An 18,577-nucleotide genomic window follows, 5' to 3' on the forward strand; every position below is an offset into this window, starting at 1 on the left:
GCGGGTTAGTTTTCCGGCCAACGCGCATGATGGGAGTTACGCCCGTGGCCGACTTCGACCGACGTACCGCGCTCAAGGGCGGCCTGACGGTAAGCGCCGTCGGGCTACTGGGGACGACGACAATTTCCGCCGCAGTCGCGGCGACCGGGGCAGTACAGGAACCGACGATCCACGACACGGCGGCCTGGGGTGCCCGGCCGCCGAACGGGGCGATCGAGGTGCAGAACCACAAACCGACGTACATCGTCGTGCACCACACGGTCGATCCGGGGAACGTCACCGACTACACGCTCGAACACGCCTACTGGGCGTCGCGTTCGATCCAGAATTTCCACATGGACACCCGCGGCTGGGTGGACAGCGGACAGCAGTTCACGAACAGCCGCGGCGGGCACATCACCGAAGGGCGGCATCGCAGCCTGGAGATCCTGCGCGGCGGGACCCAGCACGTGCTGGGCGCCAACGTGGGCAACAACAACAGCACCTGCATCGGGATCGAGAACGAGGGCCTGTACAGCAAGGAAGACGTCACGCCCGCGCTCTGGGACTCGCTGGTGAAGATGGTCGCGTACATCGCTTCGCAGTACGGGATCTCGCCGGAGTTCATCAAGGGACACCGGGACTTCAACTCGACCGAATGCCCGGGAACCGTGCTGTACGACCGGCTTCCGGAACTGCGCACCGCGGTCGGGAAGCTGCTGGGCTCCGCGTCGCCGAAGGCCGACCTGCCGGAATGGCCACTGCTCAAACCCGGCGACGCCGGGCCGCGAGTTCGGGTGGCGCAGGAACTCCTGCGGACACGCGGATTCGCCGTCCCCGTCGACGGCGTATTCGGTCAGTCCACAAAGGACGCTGTCGCCGCAGTGGCGGCCAGGAACGGACTGGAGCGCGACGCCTGCGGCGCGACCATGGCGACCGACGAGACCGGGTTCCTCGGCTCCGACGTCTGGCCGCTCATCGTCGGGCCGGGCACTGATCTGCGGGCGCTGAAAGCACGACTCGCCGGCTGAACAGCAACGGCGAGAGGACCAAAAGGGCGGCGCACCACGGGAGCAGGGACGTTCCCAGTGGCAGCACGAGTCCGCCGATGAGGGCTCCACCGGCGACGGCGCCGTTCCAGGCCGCGATCGTGAGCGACTGGGCGGCGTCGGCGGTGGGACCCGCGATCAGGGCGGTGACGGCCTGGAACGCCGTGGGCGCGCCACCGAACGCCAGGCCCCACAACGCGGCGGCGGCCAGCACCAGACCGTGCACCCCGCCGCTCAGTCCGGTCAGGACGATGGCGGTGGCCGTCATGGCGGTACAGGACACCAGGACGGCGCGCGGATGACGGTCGAGCGCGGAACCGACCGCGACCAGCCCGCCGACCGCGGCACAGCCGAACACCAGCAGCGCCGCGCCCAGCATCGTCGCCGCGTCCAGCCCGGCGAGCACCGGGCCGATGTAGGTGTAGGCCACGTTGTGCCCCAACGAGAACAGTGCCACCGTGGCCAGCACGGGACGCATTCCCGGCAGCCGTGACGCGGCCAGCGGACGGGTGTGCCCCGCCGGGTCCGCGGGCACGGCGGGCACCGCGACGAGCACCCACACCAGCAGCGGCACGGTGATCAGCGCCATCACGGCGAACGCCCAGCGCCAGCCGGCCAGTTCGCCGAGCGCGGTCCCGGCGGGGACGCCGAGCGCGAAGCCGATCGGGGTGCCGGACATGGCCACGGCCAGCGCGCGCCCGGTGAGTCCCGGCGGGGCGAGGCGCATCGCGTAGCCGGCGACGAGAGACCACATCACCCCGGTCAGCGCGCCGGAAACCATCCGCGTGGCCAGGATCAGCGGATACGACGGGGACACCGCGATCACCAGGTTGGTGACCAGGAAACCGGCGATCAGCGCCAGGAGCAAGCGTTTGCGCGGCACCCGCAGGGTCGCGCTGGTGAGCGGGATGGCGGTGAGCGCGGTGGTGATCGCGTAGACCGTCACGAGCTGCCCGGTGACGGAAGGGGAAACGCCCAGATCCGCGGACATGCCCAGCAGTAGCCCGGCGGGCAGCACTTCGGTGAGGCAGCCGAGGAAGACCGTCGTCGTCAGCGCGAACAGCGCCGGGAAGGGCAGCATGCTTCGACGATCTCCTCCCCGGCGCGGCGCGGATAGTCCCCGGCGGATATGCCGTCGGGTTATCGGCCGAAGGCGTCCTTCGCCGCATCGGACACGGCAAAGGACGCCTCCACCCCCAGTCCCGGCGGCCCTTCCGGTGACTTCTCAAGAATGGCGAACACCTGATCGGTGGTCCTTCGCACTCCGTCGTCGTCGATTGGCGAGGAGTCGCTAATCCTTTCAGCCGATGCCTTCGGCGGCCGAAGGCTGGATAGTCGGTGAGAGCGGGGCCATCACGAGCGCGGGGGGACGGCAGATGCTCATCACGACGGACTTCCGGACCGACGATCTGCCCGTCGAGGACCGGGAGGACGCCTCTTTCGGCCTTCTCGGCGAATCGTCGATCGTCGAACTCCGCGGCGATCCCCGGCCCGATTTCCGATTCGCCCAGCGCGTGCTGAGCACCGGTGCGATATCCGTCGCGACAGCGACCGGCGCGATGCCCTCGATGCTCCTGAGACGGACGCCACGGCTCGTCAGGCGTTTCGATCCGGGAGTACTGCACCTCTCCTTTTCAGCGGATTCCCGGAGCATCGGGATCCGGAAGGACGAGGTCGTGCTCCGCCCGCACGACTGGTCGATCCTGGACTCCAGGGTGCCCTACGACAGACCGGTGGACGGCGGGATGCGCGGCGAGACGTGGATCGGGTTCCCCTATGCCGCGCTGCCCCTGCGGCAGGGCCGGGTCGAGCGGCTCGTCGGTCGCTCCCTCGGCGGGAGGTCCGGGTACGGCGCGCTGCTGGCCCGAGTGGTGACCCAGATCGTGAGCGACGCCGGGGTCTACCGTCCCGAGGACGCGCCACAGCTGGAGACCACGGTCCTGGACCTGGTGACAGCGTTCTTCTGCCGGGCGCTGGACGACGGCCGCTCCGTGCCCGCCGAGAGCAGGCGCCGCAACCTCGTCCTGCGGATCCGGGCGTTCGTGCGGCAGAACCTGCACGACCCCGGCTTGTCACCCGGCTCGATCGCCGACGCCCACCACATCTCCCGTAGTCACCTGCACATGCTGTTCAAGGACCAGGAGGAGACGGTGGCGGCGTGGATCCGGCGGCAGCGGCTGGAACGGGCCGGCCGCGACCTGGCCGACCCCGCCATGTCCGACACTCCCGTGCACGCGATCGCGGCCCGCTGGGGCTTTCCCCGCGCGGCCGACTTCACCCGGGCGTTCCGGACCGCCTGCGGCGTCACGCCTCGCGAATACCGGCGACAGGCCCGGGATAACCCCGAGGCATGACCGGCTGACACTGCCGCGCGCGGCGCGGGCGTACGCACGATGACCGGGCATCCTCCCCCGTAGAGAGAAGGCCCGTTCATGACCGTGCGGATTCGGTGGCAAGAGCCACTGTGCACCGCGTTGCTCGCCACCACGATGATCGGCACGTGCCAGGCTTCGGCGGCGGCTCAGCCGGCACCCGGCAGCGACGGGTACGTGCACGTCTCGCCCGATGGCACCGTCCTCGGCCCCGATTCTTATTACCCGAAGGACGGCAACGGCGGCTACGACGTCGACAAGTACTCGCTCGCGCTGGACTACGCGCCGTACTCGATGCTGTTGAGCGGCAAGGCGACGATCACCGCGACGGCCACTCAGGACCTGAGCCGGTTCGACCTCGACCTGCGCGGTCTCACCGTGCGCTCGGTCTCCGTCGACGGAGTGGCCGCGACGTTCCGGCGGGTCGGCGAGCACGAGCTCGTGATCACCCCGAAGACCCCGTTGGCCGCGGGCAAGCGGTTCACCGTGGTGGTCGGTTACGACGGGCGGCCGGAGCCGCTCACCACGGCGCGGGGCCGGGTCGGCTGGCTGGCCACCTCCGGCGATTCCGCCGTGGCCACCGGCCAGCCGCGGTCGGCGATGACCTGGTTCCCGGTCAACGGCACCGAAGTCGACAAGGCGACCTTGCGTGTCTCCGTCACCGTCCTGGACGAATTCGCCGTGCTGGGCAACGGTTTCCAGGTCTCCGACGTGCCGGCGGGCCTCGGACGGCACACCGTCACCTGGGCGGAGGACACCGCCCTCGCGCCGAGCACGGCGATGCTCGGCATCGGACGCTGGGAGGTCGAGCGGATCACGCTTCCCGGTGGCCGGACGGCGATCAACGCCTACCACCCGTGCGCCGTCGACAAGCGCAAGATCGGCGGGCGGCTGCCCGAGGTGCTGGAATTCCTCACCGGGAAGTTCGGCGACTACCCGCAATCGGCGGCGGGCGGCCTGTTCCTCGACCGTTCCCTCGGCTACACGCACGGCGCGCAGACCCGGCCGGTGTACAGCCGCGCGGCGACGATGGCCGATCTGGTGTACGCCACCGCGTATCAATGGTGGGGCGCCGGGGTGACCGGCAAGATGTGGCGCGACACGCTGATGCCCGAGTCCATCGCGCAGTACGCGGTGTGGCTGTGGGACGAGGCCAAGAACGGCGTCGATCTGGACCGGCGATACCGCGAAACGGTGACCAAGGTGAGCGAGGACCCGGCTTTCTGGGCGCCGAAGCTCACCGATCCGGGCAAGGGCGCCGAGTTCGCGCCCACCACCAAGGCGGTGCTGATGGTGCACGCGCTGCGGCGGCTGATCGGCGACGAGGCGTTCTTCCAGATCGTGTCCGGCTTCCCGGCGATCAACCCGCAGGGAAACCAGAACTGGCACGACTTCGAGCTCTACGTCTCCGCGATGACGCAGCGGGATCTCGGCGAGTTCAACGCCGCGTGGCTGGACGGCACGGTGCGGCCGCCGGACGCGCTCCTGTATCCCGGACGGTGAGCGCTTGCCCGGTGGCGGGTCGGTGACCTGAGCCTCCATTCGTCTCGGCGCCGGAGATCTTCGTGGGCGGCGAGGTCCGTGAAGGCCTCCTTCCCTACTTTCAGGGTAGGGAAGGAGGCCTTCACGGCTTGGTGCAGGTCCCGGGCACGCGGTCCGGGCACGAGAGCGTTGTGAAAGCCACTTTCGCAACACTGGGCGCCGGACAGCACCGGGCCGAAGGGGTCGTGCTCGGTAAGGACGGCCAGTGGCGGCAGAACAATGTCGTCCCTGACGGGTGCCAAGTCCGGCGGAAGAGCGTCGCGGGCGGGCACGCCACCTTCGCCTTATCCCCGAATAGGGAGACCGTCCTTAACGCTCACGCTTGTCCAGGTAGGCGGCATAGACCGGCGCCTTCCTCGCCTCGGCCCAGTACGTTTCGACCACGGCGGAGATCAGCTCGTCCCGCCGCCCGGCGACGAAGGTCTCCCGATTCCAGGCGAGAATGTGCCTGCGCGGCAACACATCCCCGCGCAGCGGCCGGGTCACGATGCCGTCGTCGCACGGATCGCAGATCGGCTGCGACAGGCCGATCGCGCCGGCCTTGACCACCAGAAGCGCCACCTGCTGCGAAGTCACCTGATGACTGACCGTCGGGCTGAAGCCGTGCCCCGCGCAGGTGTCGGCGAAGTACTTCGTGAACGTGGCCGCCGAGGAATCGGACACCATCACCCACGATTCGTCCCGCAACTCTCGCAGGTCGATGCTTTCCCTGCTCGCCAGTGGATGGTCTCTCGGCAGCAGGACGAAGGTCGGCTCGGTCGCTACCACCGCGGTGTCCACGCTCGCCGGTATTTCGAGCTCGTAGCCCGGGTAATCCTTGACCAGCCCCAATTCCGCGCGCCGCTGGGCGAGCAGCGGCAGCAGCCGCTCGGGGTGGTCGTCGTGCACGACCTGCACTTCGGAGACTTCCGGCCAGAGCCGGCTCACCAGTGACGGCAGATACGCGACCAGCGCACTGGCCACCGCCACCACCCGGACGACGTCGGGTGGGCCGCTGGGACAGACGCGCTGCTCGATGTCTTCGAGCAGTTTGTCCAGCTGTGGCAGCAAAGCGGCGGTGCGGCGCAACAACAGTTCGCCCATCGGTGTCGGTTTGGCACTGCCCTCGCTCCGGTCGAACAACTGGTAGCCCAGCATGTTCTCCAGCCGTTTGAGTTGCGCGGACACCGCGGGCTGGGTGACACCGAGAGCGATCGCGGCACGGGAAAGACTGCCCGTGTCCGCGATCGCCCGGATCACCCGCAGGTGGTGGACATCCAGCTGTACGACGTCGAACTCCTTTGTCACGAACGGGTTTTCGACCCGCCGGAAGAAGTCATCGCCGCGGGAACCGCCGCGGCCGTGGTCCGTCTGCCGAGAAGAATATACAGGAGAAAAGCACCGAGAACGGAGTTCACCGTGGCAATTCCCCACGGCAGCCAGATCCCGACCGCGGCCCCGGCCACCCAGCAGACCAGCGCGCCGGGCACCCAGGTCGGGCACTTCGACGGCAGTTCCCCGGACGCGCGCGTGGCCTCCAGATCCGGTTTCCAGCGCCGCACCACGTAGTACTCGGCGATCACCACCCCCGCCACCGGCGGCGTGAGCACACCGACCCAGGTCAGGAAAGTGGTGAAGTGATCGAGGATGCCGATCGCGGAGAGCACCGTGCCGAGGCCGCCGAGCAGCAGCGTCGCCGTCGTGCGGTCCAGCCGCCGGGACAGCAGCACCTGCACGGTGTTCACCAGCCCGAGCGAGGACGAGTAAAGGTTCCAGTCGTTGATCTTCAGGATCGCGGTGACCAGGATCAACGTGCCCAGCACACCGGACGACGACGTGATGATCCCGACCACGTCGGCGCTCTTCGCCGCGTGCGCGAGCAGGACGCCGATCAGGCCGATCAGGTACTGGCCGAGAGTGACGCTGACCAGCGTCTGCTTCACCACGTCGGACGCTGTCCGGTTGAACCGCGTCATGTCCGGGGTCATGATCGCGCCCATGATGAACGCGCCGGCCACCAGCGTGGTGCCCTGCGCCAGTGACATCGACGGCCCCGGCGGCGGCTCGGTCGTCAGCGTGGACAGCGAATGGCCGCTGAGCGCGGAGACGATCGAGTACCCCGCCAGCGCGAGGAAGGCGGGCACCGTGAGGTACGCCGTCCAGGCCATCGCGTGGAAACCGAACACGACGATCGCGGTGACCAGCGCGCCGCCCGCGAGCGCCCACACCCACACCGGCGGGCCGCCCATCAGGGCGTGGAGGCCGTGGGCGAACACGTCGTTCTGCACCCCGAACCAGCCGGCCAGGCTCAGCGTCATGAGGAGCCCGACCAGCGAGGACCCGCCGGTGCCGAACCCCGTCCAGCGCGCGAGCACCGACGTCGACAGCCCTTCCCGCGTGCCGGCGACACCCATCAGGATGGTGATGATCTCCAGCAGCACCGAACCGATCGTGATGGCCAGCACCGCGTCCCAGAACGTCATCCCGAACCCGAGGACCGCGCCGAGCAGGAACTGGTGGAACGAGGACACCTGCCCGAACCGTTGCAGCGCGACGGAAACCCAGGAATAGCGGCGCTCGGCGGGTACCCGGCGCAGGGAGAAGTCGTCGTTTTCCACGCCTCACTCCACCCGTTCCGCGACAGCCTGCTCCGGAACGGCCTGTTCGAGGACGACGAAGCCCTGCCCCGGCAGCGGCCGCCACGAGAGTTCGCCGCGGTAGAGCCGTTCGAGGAACGAGACCCGCTGGTGATAGGCGAACACGGAACTGCCGACGCCCGCCACCGCGACGGTGCCGACGAACATCGGCAACTCGGCCAGGAAGTACCGGACCGCGCTGCGCAACTGGTCACGGGTGGGGTGTTCGCCTTCGGGCAGCCGCCGGTCCAGCACCCAGTTCGTGGCGCCGAGACACTGCTCGGCGAACTCCGGGTCCAGGGCGAAGCGTTGGTGCGCCTCGGAAAGCAGGCCGAGATACGCGGGATCGGCTTCGAGCGCCGCGGCGTCCAGGATCAGGGTGTTCGGATCGGAAGGGCAGACCTGCAGCAGCGCCCGGACGATCTTGTTGCGCGTGTAGTTGCCTTGCCGCTGCGCCTTCTGCGCGGCACGAGCCGGGTCGTAACCGAGCGCTTCGAGGGTGAACGCGGACGGGCCGTCCGGGACGAAGAAATGGAAACCATGGAAAACCGACATGGCCCAGCGGGCGAGATCGGCGATCCGTTCCACCGTGAAATAGCTGTTGAACGGGCTGATGCCGATGCAGACGTGCTCGGCTCGCGCGAGTGGATCAGCGCAATGCTCCGTGAGCGGCAGTGGTCGCAGCAAGACGGCTCCTGATTAGCGGATATGCGGGGAGAATGAGGCGTCGACCGAAGGTAGCCACGGCGAGTGACCCCCGGTATTGCCGACCGTGGTTGTCATCGCGTTATAGGAATTCGAGAGATCTTTCGCGCGTACGCGACAACGGTGAAATCGGCGCGACCTTCGGGGGTGCCGGACACGCGCGGAGCGCGGTATACGAAGTCATGGAGATTCAGGTTCGGCATCTTCGAGTGATCTGCGAGATCGCTGCCTCCGGAAGCCTCAACCGTGCCGCCGCCGGACTCGGGCTCGGGCAGCCCGCGCTCAGCCACCAGTTGCGCCGGATCGAGCGGATGGTCGGCGGTTCCCTGTTCCACCGCGACCAGCACGGGGTGCGGCCCACCGAACTCGGCGCGCTGATCCTGCGGCGGGCCAAGGCGATCGTCCTCACCTTCGACGAACTGGAGCACGACTTCCACCGGCAGGAACCCGAGGTCGGCGAATCGATCAGGATCGGCTGGAACGACAGCGCCATCACGGGTTCGCTGCTCGCCGGGCTGCGCGATCTGAGACCCGGGGAACCGTTTCGCACCCGCGCGGACACCTCGCGCACCCGGCTGCTCGCCCAGGTCGCGAACCGGGGCATCGACCTCGCGCTGATCATGATCTGCGGCAGGCGCGGCCTTCCGGTGCCACCGGAGGTGCGGACCCTGACCCTGGTCGAAGAACCGTCGTTCGTCGCGGTGCCCGCGGAACACCCGCTCGCCGGCGAAGAGGAGATCGAACTCACCGAACTGGCCGGTGAGGACTGGATCGTGTCGAGCGGCGGCGACGGCTGCCGGGTGGTGTTCCGCGAAATGTGTCTCGCGCACGGTTTCGACCCCCGGATCACCCACGACGTCGACATCGACACCGCGCGGGAAGACCTGGTCAGCGGCGGGCACGGCGTCGGGCTGGTCCAGCCGACCAGGCCGCCGTCGGACGGCCTGTCCATCCGGCCGCTGGCGGGCACGCCGATGTGCGTGCGGCACGTGCTCGCCTGGCGGGAGGACGGCCCCTGCGCGCCCGGTGTCGCGGAGCTCGCCGGCGAGGCGACGGCCGGCTACTGGCGGCTCGCCGAGCGGACGGCGCCCTACCGCGGCTGGCTGCACCGTCACGGCAGGCTGGCCGCCGGATAACCCTTCGGCATGTCGAGGCGGCACTAGAGCGTGACCCGAGAGACGGCCGACGATGGAAATCGTCAATCGAGGTCGTCTGAGAAGGGGCACCATGCTGCCGTTGATCACTCGTACGGAATTGCTCTCCCGAATGGAGGCCGGAACGGTGGTCGTGGTCGACACGATGCCGGTTGCCTATTTCGAAAAGGAACATCTTCCGGAAGCGCGCAACATTCCGGGATTTCCCTACGAACAGGCCGCCGAATTCACCGACCAGCTGGCACCGACGGTACTTCCGGACAAGACGGCCGCGATCGTCGTCTATTGCGCGAACACGCCGTGCCGCAACAGTGAATTCGTGGGGCGGCGGCTGATCGAGCTCGGGTACAAGAACGTCCGTAAGTACCGCGAAGGCATCGAAGACTGGGTCGCCGGCGGACTGCCGACCGGGTCGTCGTCCTGAGTGGACTTTCCCGCGAAGGAGATTGTCTTGTCCAAGACCAAACGGTTCGTCTGCGTGCTGGCCGGTGTGCTGGCGCTCATCACCGGTTTCGGCAACGGCGCGGCCTCCGCCGCACCGTCGCCGGCGGCCGAGAACGTGATGACGGTGACCTCGGGCAACTACGCCGAAGTCATGGACATCTCGAAACAGAAGCTGGTCATCATGGACTTCGGCGCCACCTGGTGCCCGCCGTGCCGCCAGATGAAGCCGGTGATCGAACGGCTCGCCGGTGAGTACGGCGGCAAGTTCCTGCTCGGCGAGGTCGACGTCGACCAGAGCCGGGACCTGTCCACCAAGTACAACATCCGCTACCTGCCGACGCTGGTCGGTGTCCGCAACGCCGCCGAACTGCCGTCCGCGCGGAACATCGGCTACCCGGGCGAGACGAAGCTGCGCGCCTGGATCGACGCTCAGCTCGCCAAGCGCTGACCCAGGACGTCGGAGAGAAACGCTTCGACGGCACCGAGGTAGGTCTCCGGTGCTTCGTCGTGCACCACGTGCCCGGCGCCTTGGACGACGATGTGCCGTCCAAGGCCGCCGGGCACGCGCGCGGCCAGTTCGGCCTGCTGGCCGTGCGGCATCGCCGTGCGCTCGCCTTCGATCGCGAGCAGCGGGCATTCGACGCGCTCGACGAATTCCCAGAAATCCCGGCGACCCCATTCCGCCGCGATCTCGTAAAGATCGGGTAGCGACGCGATCAGGTGATATCCGTCTTCCCGTTCCTCGACGCATTCGATGAAATAGTCGCCGGTGTCGCCGAAGAATTCGCGCACGTGGGCCAGTGACCGGAACGGGACCGGCCAGGATTCGAAGTAGCCGCGCCAGGTGTCCACGGTCCGGCCGCGCTGATCCGGCGCGAAGTCCTCGCAGACCACGGCGCGGACGAGTCCGGGATGCGTGGCCGCGGTGACCCACGCGTGCAGGCCGCCCATGGAATGTCCGATCAGGACCGCGGGTTCGTCGAAGGTCCGCAGCACCTCGGCGACGTCTTCGGCGAACCGCTCGGTGCGCCAGGGCCCGCCACGCGGTCCGCGACCGTGACCGCGCGCGTCGAGGCCGTGGACACGCCCGTACGGTTCGAGCCTTCGCGCGACCCGCCACCAAGTCGTCGCCCTGCCCATCAACCCGTGCAGGAGGACGATCGGCGGGCCTTCGCCGCCGAAAGTGATCAACCCGTCGCGCTCGATCACCACTAAGCTCCCCTCCATGCGCAGCCGTGTCCCCGCCGCCGGTCTGGTCCTGGGGGTCGTCTGCGCCCTGATTATCGGTTGCAGTGCCGATCCTCCCCCGGCCGCGCCCCCTCCGCCGCCGCCGATGCATCCGGCGCCGGGCGCGTCGGGCGCGGGCGATCCGTACTACCCGATGGACGGAAACGGCGGCTACGACGCCGTCGAATACCAGGTCGGGATCACTTACGACCCCACGAAAGGGCGTCTCGACGGCGACACCACGGTGATCGCGAAGGCGACCCAAGACCTCGATCGGTACAACTTGGACTTACGCGGCTTGACCGTGCAATCCGTCGAAGTGGAGGGGAAACCGGCGAAGTTCGCCCGCGAGGGCGAGTTCGAGCTGGTGGTGACGCCCGCCGAGCCGATCCGGACCGGGACCACCTTCCACACGAAGGTCCTCTACGGCGGCGACCCGTCGGCGACGCCCAAGGCGGGCGGCAGCGAGAACGGCTGGCAGAAGTCCAAGGACGGCGGCGCGTTCATCGTCGGCGAGCCGCATTCGGCGTCGTTCTGGTATCCGGTCAACGAAACCCCGCGCGACAAGGCGATGTTCACCCTCACCGCCCGCGTGCCGGACGGCTGGACCGTCATCTCGAACGGCCGCGAGATCCAGAAGACCTCGGCGAACGGCTGGTCCACGACGTCCTGGCAGGAACGCACGCCCGTGGCGCCGTACCTGACCACGGTGGCGATCGACAAGTTCACCGTCGACCGGATGGCGCTCCCGGACGGGACGCCGCTGGTCAACGCGTACGCGCCGGGCGCGGAGGACAGACGCGACACCGGCAGGCGGCTGCCGGAGATCATCGGCTTCCTGACCTCGAAGTTCGGGCCGTACCCGGTGGACGCGGCGGGCGGGATCTACCTCGACGAGGACATCCACTTCTCGCTGGAGACCCAGACCAGGCCGACGTACGCGAAATGGGCCGACCTGATCACCGTCGTGCACGAAACCGCACACCAGTGGTTCGGCGATTCGGTGACGTTGAACTCGTGGTCCGACATCTGCCTGAACGAATGCTTCGCGTCGTACGCGCAATGGCTGTGGCAGGAATCGCGGGACAACGAGAACCTCGACGACCGCTACCGCGCCGCGCTCGAGATCATGCGGGGCAGCAAGGATTTCTGGACGCCGAAGCTGGTCGACATGGGGGTCGGGCAGGAATTCCACGGCGTCTACGACAAAGGGATCCTGGCCATCCACGCGCTGCGGCGGAAGATCGGCGAAGGCACGTTCGCGCGGCTGCTGAAGGAGTGGCCGGCGGCGTACCGGAACGCCAACGCGTCGTGGCCGGATTTCGAGGCGTTCACGATCAAGCTCGCGGAGCAAGACCTGCGGCCGTTCTTCGACGCGTGGTTCCACGGCACGACGATCCCGCCGGACGCCGAACTTCTGCCCGGCACCCTCCGAGGCTGAGGCCACTCCGCATTCAGAGGACGAAACGCGTGGAGGACAGGCCGGTCCGGGGGCCGAGGACAGCGCAATTAGTCCTCTAAATGCGCGTGGAGGCGAGCTGGGCTGTCCGTGAAGGCCTCCTTGCCTACCCTCAAGGTAGTGAAGGAGGCCTTCACGGAACACCCGACCGCCACAAACGCCTCAGTGACCACAAGTGCCACCATCAAAGCGCGTGAAGGCTTCCTTCACGCGGCTGAGCCGAGGGAACTCGACCTTCACACCCTCCGGTGACGGCACGAGGCTCGCGAGGCTGCGGCCCCTCCCCGCATTCAGAGGACGAAACGCGTGGGAGACAGGTCCGCGACCGGCGCGTTTAGTCCTCTAAATGCGAGGAGGCGTGGGGTAGTCCGGCAGGTCGATGCCGTTCACCACGTCCCGCATCTTCCGCGAGGCCAGCGCGGCGACCGGCTTCAGCCGCATCACCCGCAGCATCAGGTACCGCATCCGCAACGCCGTCCGCGACTTCGCGAAGATCGACTCCGCGTTCGCCCGCCCCATCTCCTGCGTCTTCTCGACGAACTCGCGCATCACCGCTTCGTAGCGCTTGAGCCCACCGTCGAGGTCGGCCGCGAGTTCCCCGGCGAGGACGTACGCGCCGACGAACGCCAGGCTCGTGCCCTGCCCCGAGAGCGGCGACGGGCAGAAGGCGGCGTCGCCCAGCAGTCCGATCCGGCCGCGCGACCACGACTCCATGATCACCTGCGCGCACGAATCGAAGTAGAAGTCGGGAGCGTCGTCCAGCCGCTCCAGCAGCCAGGGCGCCTCCCACTCCATTCCGGCGGCGAAACCCCGGACCAGCTCTTTCTGCGCTTCGACGTCGCGATAGTCGTAGTCGACCTTCTCCGAAGCGAACCCGAAGTAGGCCATCGCCTCGTCACCGTCACGGATGCCGCGGATCCCGGCGGACCGGCCGACGTCGTCGAAGCCGATCGCCCAGTTCCGCAGGCCGAGCCGGTTCGGCACGGTGAAGAACGCCAGGTAGGACCCCAGGTGCCGGACGTAGCGGGACTCCTCGCCGAAGGCCAGCGCCCGCACTCCCGAATGGAGTCCGTCCGCCCCGATGACCATGTCGAACGTCCTCCGGGAACCACCCGCGAAGGTGACGTCGACGCCGTCGGCTCGCTCGTCCAGCGCGGTGATCCGGTCGCCGAAGACGTACTCAGTCGTCTCCCGGGTGGCCTCGTACAGCACATCGGTCAGGTCGCCGCGGAGGATCTCGATCTCGGCGACGACGCCGTCGCCGTCGAAGTCGTCCGCGCGGATGGTGGCCTTCGTGCGGTTCTTCCGGTCGACCAGCGTCTCGCCCTTGGTGTCCGTGCACGCCTCGCGGATGCGTCCGTCCAGGCCCATCCGGCGGGCGACCTCCTTGGCCGTTCCGCGCAGGTCGACGGCCTGACCGCCGGGTCGCGGCGAAGGCGCGCGCTCCACGACGGTCACTTCGAAGCCGTACCGGGTGAGCCAGAAGGCCAGGGCCGGGCCGGCGACGCTCGCTCCGGAGATGAGGATCTTCGTGTCAGCCATCCCCTGGAAGGTCCCACGCATCACATCGCGGCGCAAAAGACTTTCACCGTAGGGTGGACGGCATGGCTGTCGTGAAGATCAACGCGATCGAGGTCCCCGAAGGCGCAGGCCCCGAGCTGGAGAAGCGGTTCGCCGCCCGGCTGCACGCCGTCGACAATCAGCCCGGTTTCCTCGGCTTCGAACTGCTCCGCCCGGTTTCCGGCGAAAGCCGCTACTTCGTCTACACGAAGTGGGAGTCCGAAGAGGCCTATCAGGCGTGGGCGTCCGGCCCGGCGCGTGAGGCGCACGCGGGCGAGCGCGCGAAGCCGGTCTCCAGCGGCGCGAACCTGCTGGAATTCGAGGTCGTCCAGGCTTCGAAGCCGGGTGAGTGAGCTCGAACGAGCCGCGGAACTGATCGACGGCGCCGGCGCGCTGCTCGTCTGCGCCGGCGCCGGGATGGGGGTCGACTCCGGCCTGCCCGATTTCCGGGGTGACGAGGGTTTCTGGAAGGCGTATCCGCCGTACGAGCGGCTGGGCATCAGCTTCGTCGAGATCGCCGACCCGCGGCATTTCGCCGAGGATCCCGAGCTGGCCTGGGGTTTCTACGGGCATCGGCTCGCGTTGTACCGCGCGACCCTCCCGCACGAAGGGTTCCGTCTCCTGCTGTCCTGGGGAGCGGCCAAACCCGGCGGCACGCGTGCGTTCACGTCCAATGTGGACGGACAGTTCCAGAAGGCCGGGTACCCGAACGTCGCCGAAGCGCACGGGTCCATCCATCATCTCCAGTGCCTCGACCGGTGCACCGGCGAGATCTGGCAGGCGGACGACGTCGAAGTCCCGATCGACGAGGACACGATGCGTGCGATGGCACCGCTGCCGTCGTGCCCGCGCTGCGGCGGCCTCGCCCGGCCCAACATCCTGATGTTCGGCGACTACGACTGGCTCGGGCAGCGCAGCCAGGCCCAGCTCGACGAGCTGAACGCGTGGCGCCGGAAGCATCGCGACCTCGTGGTGGTGGAACTCGGCGCCGGCCAGGCCGTCCCGACGGTGCGGCGCTATTCGGAGCTGGCCAGCGCCGCGACCGGCGCACTGGTCCGGATCAACCCGCGCGAGCCGCAGGTCCGGCACGGCCGCGGCGTCTCGCTCGCGACCAACGGCCTCGAAACCCTCACGGCGCTGGACTCCCTGCTCGCCTCGTGAGTGGTAAGGACGGTTCTGACGACCAAAACGCTCACGACACCTCTGCCTCACTTTCGCGTGACCGGATGGACGGCACCCGTGATCAGACGGACGACACGCGTGACCGGACGGACGACACGCGACGGGGACTCGGCTGTCGCCGCGTGTCGTCCGTCTGATCACACGAGCCGTCCACCCAGTCACGTGTGTCGTCCGTGCGGTCACGCGAAACCGCCGGACCGTAGGTACTCAAGACACGATCGGCTCTAGCCGTCCTCACCACTCACGAGGACGGCAGGACGACCTCGGCGTACACCGCGTCGTGATCGCTGCCGGGCATCTCCAGCACCTTGAAGTCCGCGATGGCCGTCCGTTTGTCCGCCAGCACGTGGTCGATCGGCACCGGCGGCACCATCCCGTTCGTCCAGGTGCCCTGCAACGCCTTCCCGAGCTGATCGGCCGCGTCCACGTATCCCCTGGTCAGCAACTCACGGAAGAGCGAGTGGTCGAGGCTCGCGTTGAAGTCGCCCGCCAGGATCCGGATGTCGTGCTCGGCGTCGGCGTAGGGCAGGTCCTTGGCTTCGTCGACCCACACGTGCCTGTCCCACATCGGCGCCGCCGGATGGACCGCGACGACCTCGATCCGGACGCCGTCGCCGAGGTCCAGGCTCGCGCTCGGCTGCTTGTAATCCGAAGCGCCGCTCAGCTTCAACGGCGTGAGCGGGTACCTCGACACCAGCCCGGAGCCCGACGCCCACTCCGCCGGATGCAGGACACGGTGCGGCAGGAGCTGGAACAACCCGGCCCGATCGAGCCCGGCGATCGCCTCGGGTGTCATCTCGGTCAGGCTCAGGACGTCGACCTGGTGTTCCTTCACGTAACCGACGATCCGGTCCGGATCCGCCTGCCCTCCGAGCATGTTCGACGCGAGCACCCGGACATGCTTGCCGCCGAGCGCTTTCTGCTCACCTCCGAACGCCCGGGGCAGCACCAGCGCGGCGATCGTGCAGGTCAGCACCAGGGCGACGGCCGCGGTCCACCAGCGCCGGAGGCCCAGCGCGAGGACGCCGAGCACGAGTGTCGCGATCCCGGCGTACGGCGTCAGCGCGAGCGCGGCGATCGTGTACGTGTTGCCGTCATAGCCCACCAGCCGCATCGCCGTCAGCACCGCGAACGGGACGACCGCCGCGATGAGCAGCCCGCTGACCAGCTTCCGCCCGGCACCTCGACGCGCCGCCGGACGGACCGGCCGTTCTTCGATCACCATGACGTCGAGTATGCCGATCGAGCGTGCTGTGACGGCGGTCTCCACAAGACCTTCACAACCTCCTCACACCGCGTCTACCAGCGCTTATCAGTTCCTGTCAGGTTCTGTCAGCGCGCTGTGCGCGGTCTGCCAGGCCCGGGGTGCACCTTTGTCCGCGGGGCGAGATCCACAGGAGGAAGCGATGACTCACGCGATCAGGGCCGAGGGCCTGGTCAAACACTATGGGGAGACGAAGGCGCTCGACGGGGTCGATCTGGAGGTCCCGGCGGGCAAGGTGGTCGGGGTGCTGGGGCCGAACGGCGCGGGGAAGACGACCGCCGTCCGGATCCTGGCCACCTTGATCCGGCCGGACCGCGGCCACGCGAGCGTCTTCGGCTACGACGTGGTCAAGAACCCGATGGCCGTCCGCGGCATGATCGGGCTGACCGGGCAGTACGCGTCGGTCGACGAAGACCTCTCCGGCACGGAGAACCTGGTCCTGATCGGCAGGCTGCTGGAGTTCTCCAGGGCGGACGCGAAGAAGCGCGCGGCCGATCTGCTGGAGCGGTTCGAACTGACCGACGCCGCCGGGCGCGCGATCAAGACCTACTCGGGAGGGATGCGGCGGCGGCTCGACCTCGCCGCGAGCCTGGTCGGCCGTCCCAAGGTGCTGTACCTGGACGAGCCGACCACCGGCCTCGACCCGCACGCCCGCAACGAGGTCTGGGCCGTGGTCCGGACACTGGTCGCGGACGGGACGACGGTGCTGCTCACCACGCAGTACCTGGAGGAGGCCGACCAGCTGGCCGACACGATCACCGTGTTCGACCACGGGCACGTCGTGGCGAACGGGCGGGCCGACGAGCTCAAGCGGCGGACCGGCGGCCAGACGTTGCAGGTCCGGCCGACCGCGCTCGCCGATCTCGACGCTGTCGAGCGCATCCTGGCCGGGCTCACCGGGACCCGGCCCAACCGGGACGACGACACCGGGCTGCTGACCGCGCCCGTCGCCGACCCGGTCCTGCTGTCCACTTTGGTCCGCAAGCTGGACGAAGCCGGGATCACCGCGGACGAGCTGGCGCTGCGGCTGCCCAGTCTCGACGAGGTGTTCCTCGCGCTGACCGGCAAGAAGACCGATGAGTCCACAAAGGACACGACTCCGGAGGGGAGCCTGGTATGACGACCATCGCCGCACCCGCACCACCACGGCGCGTTTCACTGGCCGGCAGTGCCAGGCACGGGTTCTCCCTCGCCTGGCGCGGGATTCTCAAGATCCGCAAGAACCCGGAGCAGCTGGCCGACGTCACCATCGCGCCGATCATCTTCCTGGTCATGTTCGTCTACCTGTTCGGTGGCGCGATCATGGGCAGCACCGAGGGTTACCTCCAGATGATCGTGCCCGGCATCATGGTGTTCAACATCCTGCAGGCCAGCATGACCGTCGGCGTCCAGCTGAACACCGACGTCACCAAGGGTGTGTTCGACCGGTTCCGCGCGATGCCGATCGCGCGGTCCGCGCCGCTGATCGGCGCCGTGCTGGCCGACATCGTGCGCTACCTGGTGTGCATCACCGTGCTGATGATCGTCGCGACGATCATGGGTTACCGGATCCAGACCGGTCCGGCGGAGTTCGTCCTGGCCGTCGTGCTGGCGATCGCGTTCGCCCTGTCGTTCTGCTGGGCTTCGGTGTTCGTCGGGATGCTGGTGAAGAGCCCCGGCGCGGTGCAGGGCCTGATGTTCGTGGTGCTCATGCCGCTGACCTTCGGCAGCAACGTCTTCGTTCCGACCGGCACCATGCCCGGCTGGCTGAAGGCGTGGGCCGACATCAGCCCGGTGACGCAGATGTCCGACGTGCTGCGCGGGCTGATGAACGGCGGCGCCATCGCCGGACCGCTGACCGGCTCGCTGATCTGGATGGCGGCCGCGATCGCGGTCTTCTTCCCGCTCGCCACGTGGGCTTACCGGAAGCGCGTCTGACCGGGGGTAAGGGGGAAGGGGGCTTTCCTCGCGGCGACGGATCGGAAGAGCGAAGTGTAGGGAAATAGTGTAGAACTCGGGGATCGAGGGATGTATACAAAAAACAAA

Annotated in this window: 18 protein-coding genes; 11 read left to right on the forward strand and 7 right to left on the reverse strand. The window is 68.3% G+C overall.

The window, feature by feature from the left end; translation table 11 throughout:
* Positions 1-44: 44 nt before the first annotated feature.
* Positions 45-1,010 carry a peptidoglycan recognition protein family protein gene (locus CFP71_RS20105; RefSeq protein WP_093935402.1) on the forward strand — a complete coding sequence of 322 codons (966 nt, stop codon included), beginning with the start codon at positions 45-47 and terminating at the stop codon, positions 1,008-1,010.
* On the opposite strand, the gene CFP71_RS20110 is transcribed toward CFP71_RS20105, so the two are convergent.
* Complete coding sequence (locus CFP71_RS20110; RefSeq protein ID WP_093935403.1) at positions 955-2,109, reverse strand: MFS transporter; 1,155 nt, start codon at positions 2,107-2,109, stop codon at positions 955-957. The genes CFP71_RS20105 and CFP71_RS20110 overlap by 56 nt on opposite strands.
* A gap of 295 nt (positions 2,110-2,404) precedes the next feature.
* On the opposite strand from CFP71_RS20110, the gene CFP71_RS20115 reads away from it, so the two are divergent.
* Both CFP71_RS20115 and CFP71_RS20120 read left to right on the forward strand, forming a co-directional pair.
* Positions 2,405-3,382, forward strand: coding sequence for a helix-turn-helix domain-containing protein (locus CFP71_RS20115; protein WP_093935424.1), 978 nt, complete (start codon positions 2,405-2,407; stop codon positions 3,380-3,382).
* Positions 3,383-3,460: 78 nt separating this feature from the next.
* Positions 3,461-4,903, forward strand: coding sequence for a M1 family metallopeptidase (locus tag CFP71_RS20120; RefSeq protein WP_093935404.1), 1,443 nt, complete (start codon positions 3,461-3,463; stop codon positions 4,901-4,903).
* Between the two features lie 348 nt (positions 4,904-5,251).
* Here CFP71_RS20120 and CFP71_RS20125 read toward each other — a convergent pair whose 3' ends face one another.
* Genes CFP71_RS20125 through CFP71_RS20135 form a run of 3 tightly spaced genes read right to left on the reverse strand, consistent with a single transcriptional unit; the run spans position 5,252 to position 8,244 of the window.
* Positions 5,252-6,229, reverse strand: coding sequence for a LysR family transcriptional regulator (locus CFP71_RS20125; RefSeq protein ID WP_093935405.1), 978 nt, complete (start codon positions 6,227-6,229; stop codon positions 5,252-5,254).
* The gene (locus CFP71_RS20130) at positions 6,226-7,539 is read right to left on the reverse strand and encodes a purine-cytosine permease family protein (RefSeq protein WP_093935406.1); all 1,314 of its coding nucleotides are present in this window, start codon (positions 7,537-7,539) and stop codon (positions 6,226-6,228) included. The genes CFP71_RS20125 and CFP71_RS20130 overlap by 4 nt, the downstream gene beginning before the upstream one ends.
* Positions 7,540-7,542: 3 nt before the next feature.
* Positions 7,543-8,244, reverse strand: coding sequence for a tRNA-dependent cyclodipeptide synthase (locus CFP71_RS20135; RefSeq protein ID WP_093935407.1), 702 nt, complete (start codon positions 8,242-8,244; stop codon positions 7,543-7,545).
* Positions 8,245-8,444: 200 nt separating this feature from the next.
* Here CFP71_RS20135 and CFP71_RS20140 point away from each other — a divergent pair, with 200 nt between their 5' ends.
* From CFP71_RS20140 to CFP71_RS20150, 3 genes are all read left to right on the forward strand, one after another.
* Positions 8,445-9,398 (forward strand): LysR family transcriptional regulator, encoded by a 954-nt coding sequence (locus tag CFP71_RS20140; protein ID WP_093935408.1) that lies wholly within the window; start codon positions 8,445-8,447, stop codon positions 9,396-9,398.
* Between the two features lie 91 nt (positions 9,399-9,489).
* A complete protein-coding gene (locus CFP71_RS20145; protein WP_093935409.1) occupies positions 9,490-9,840 on the forward strand; it encodes a rhodanese-like domain-containing protein in 351 nt (116 codons plus the stop codon).
* 27 nt (positions 9,841-9,867) lie between these two features.
* Positions 9,868-10,308 (forward strand): thioredoxin family protein, encoded by a 441-nt coding sequence (locus CFP71_RS20150; protein WP_093935425.1) that lies wholly within the window; start codon positions 9,868-9,870, stop codon positions 10,306-10,308.
* On the opposite strand, the gene CFP71_RS20155 is transcribed toward CFP71_RS20150, so the two are convergent.
* Complete coding sequence (locus CFP71_RS20155; RefSeq protein WP_093935410.1) at positions 10,290-11,087, reverse strand: alpha/beta fold hydrolase; 798 nt, start codon at positions 11,085-11,087, stop codon at positions 10,290-10,292. The genes CFP71_RS20150 and CFP71_RS20155 overlap by 19 nt on opposite strands.
* Here CFP71_RS20155 and CFP71_RS20160 point away from each other — a divergent pair.
* Positions 11,086-12,528, forward strand: a complete 1,443-nt coding sequence (locus tag CFP71_RS20160; RefSeq protein WP_341866896.1) for a M1 family metallopeptidase — start codon at positions 11,086-11,088, stop codon at positions 12,526-12,528. The two genes, CFP71_RS20155 and CFP71_RS20160, sit on opposite strands and share 2 nt — an antisense overlap.
* Positions 12,529-12,888: 360 nt before the next feature.
* Here the strand turns inward: CFP71_RS20160 and CFP71_RS20165 are convergent, their stop codons facing one another.
* On the reverse strand, positions 12,889-14,088 hold the full coding sequence (locus tag CFP71_RS20165; RefSeq protein ID WP_244199757.1) for an FAD-dependent monooxygenase: 1,200 nt from the start codon (positions 14,086-14,088) through the stop codon (positions 12,889-12,891).
* Between the two features lie 62 nt (positions 14,089-14,150).
* Between CFP71_RS20165 and CFP71_RS20170 the strand changes: the two genes are divergently transcribed.
* Both CFP71_RS20170 and CFP71_RS20175 read left to right on the forward strand, forming a co-directional pair.
* Entirely contained in the window at positions 14,151-14,459 is a 309-nt protein-coding gene (locus tag CFP71_RS20170) for an antibiotic biosynthesis monooxygenase family protein (RefSeq protein WP_005165349.1), read from the forward strand.
* A complete protein-coding gene (locus CFP71_RS20175) occupies positions 14,452-15,267 on the forward strand; it encodes an SIR2 family NAD-dependent protein deacylase (RefSeq protein ID WP_093935413.1) in 816 nt (271 codons plus the stop codon). The genes CFP71_RS20170 and CFP71_RS20175 overlap by 8 nt, the downstream gene beginning before the upstream one ends.
* A 262-nt stretch (positions 15,268-15,529) precedes the next feature.
* Here CFP71_RS20175 and CFP71_RS20180 read toward each other — a convergent pair whose 3' ends face one another.
* The gene (locus CFP71_RS20180; protein WP_093935414.1) at positions 15,530-16,558 is read right to left on the reverse strand and encodes an endonuclease/exonuclease/phosphatase family protein; all 1,029 of its coding nucleotides are present in this window, start codon (positions 16,556-16,558) and stop codon (positions 15,530-15,532) included.
* 136 nt (positions 16,559-16,694) lie between these two features.
* On the opposite strand from CFP71_RS20180, the gene CFP71_RS20185 reads away from it, so the two are divergent.
* On the forward strand, positions 16,695-17,672 hold the full coding sequence (locus CFP71_RS20185; RefSeq protein WP_093935415.1) for an ATP-binding cassette domain-containing protein: 978 nt from the start codon (positions 16,695-16,697) through the stop codon (positions 17,670-17,672).
* On the forward strand, positions 17,669-18,469 hold the full coding sequence (locus CFP71_RS20190) for an ABC transporter permease (RefSeq protein WP_093935416.1): 801 nt from the start codon (positions 17,669-17,671) through the stop codon (positions 18,467-18,469). Before CFP71_RS20185 ends, CFP71_RS20190 begins: the two co-directional genes overlap by 4 nt.
* Positions 18,470-18,577: the final 108 nt, after the last annotated feature.

Source organism: Amycolatopsis thailandensis (assembly GCF_002234405.1).
Taxonomy (GTDB): domain Bacteria; phylum Actinomycetota; class Actinomycetes; order Mycobacteriales; family Pseudonocardiaceae; genus Amycolatopsis; species Amycolatopsis thailandensis.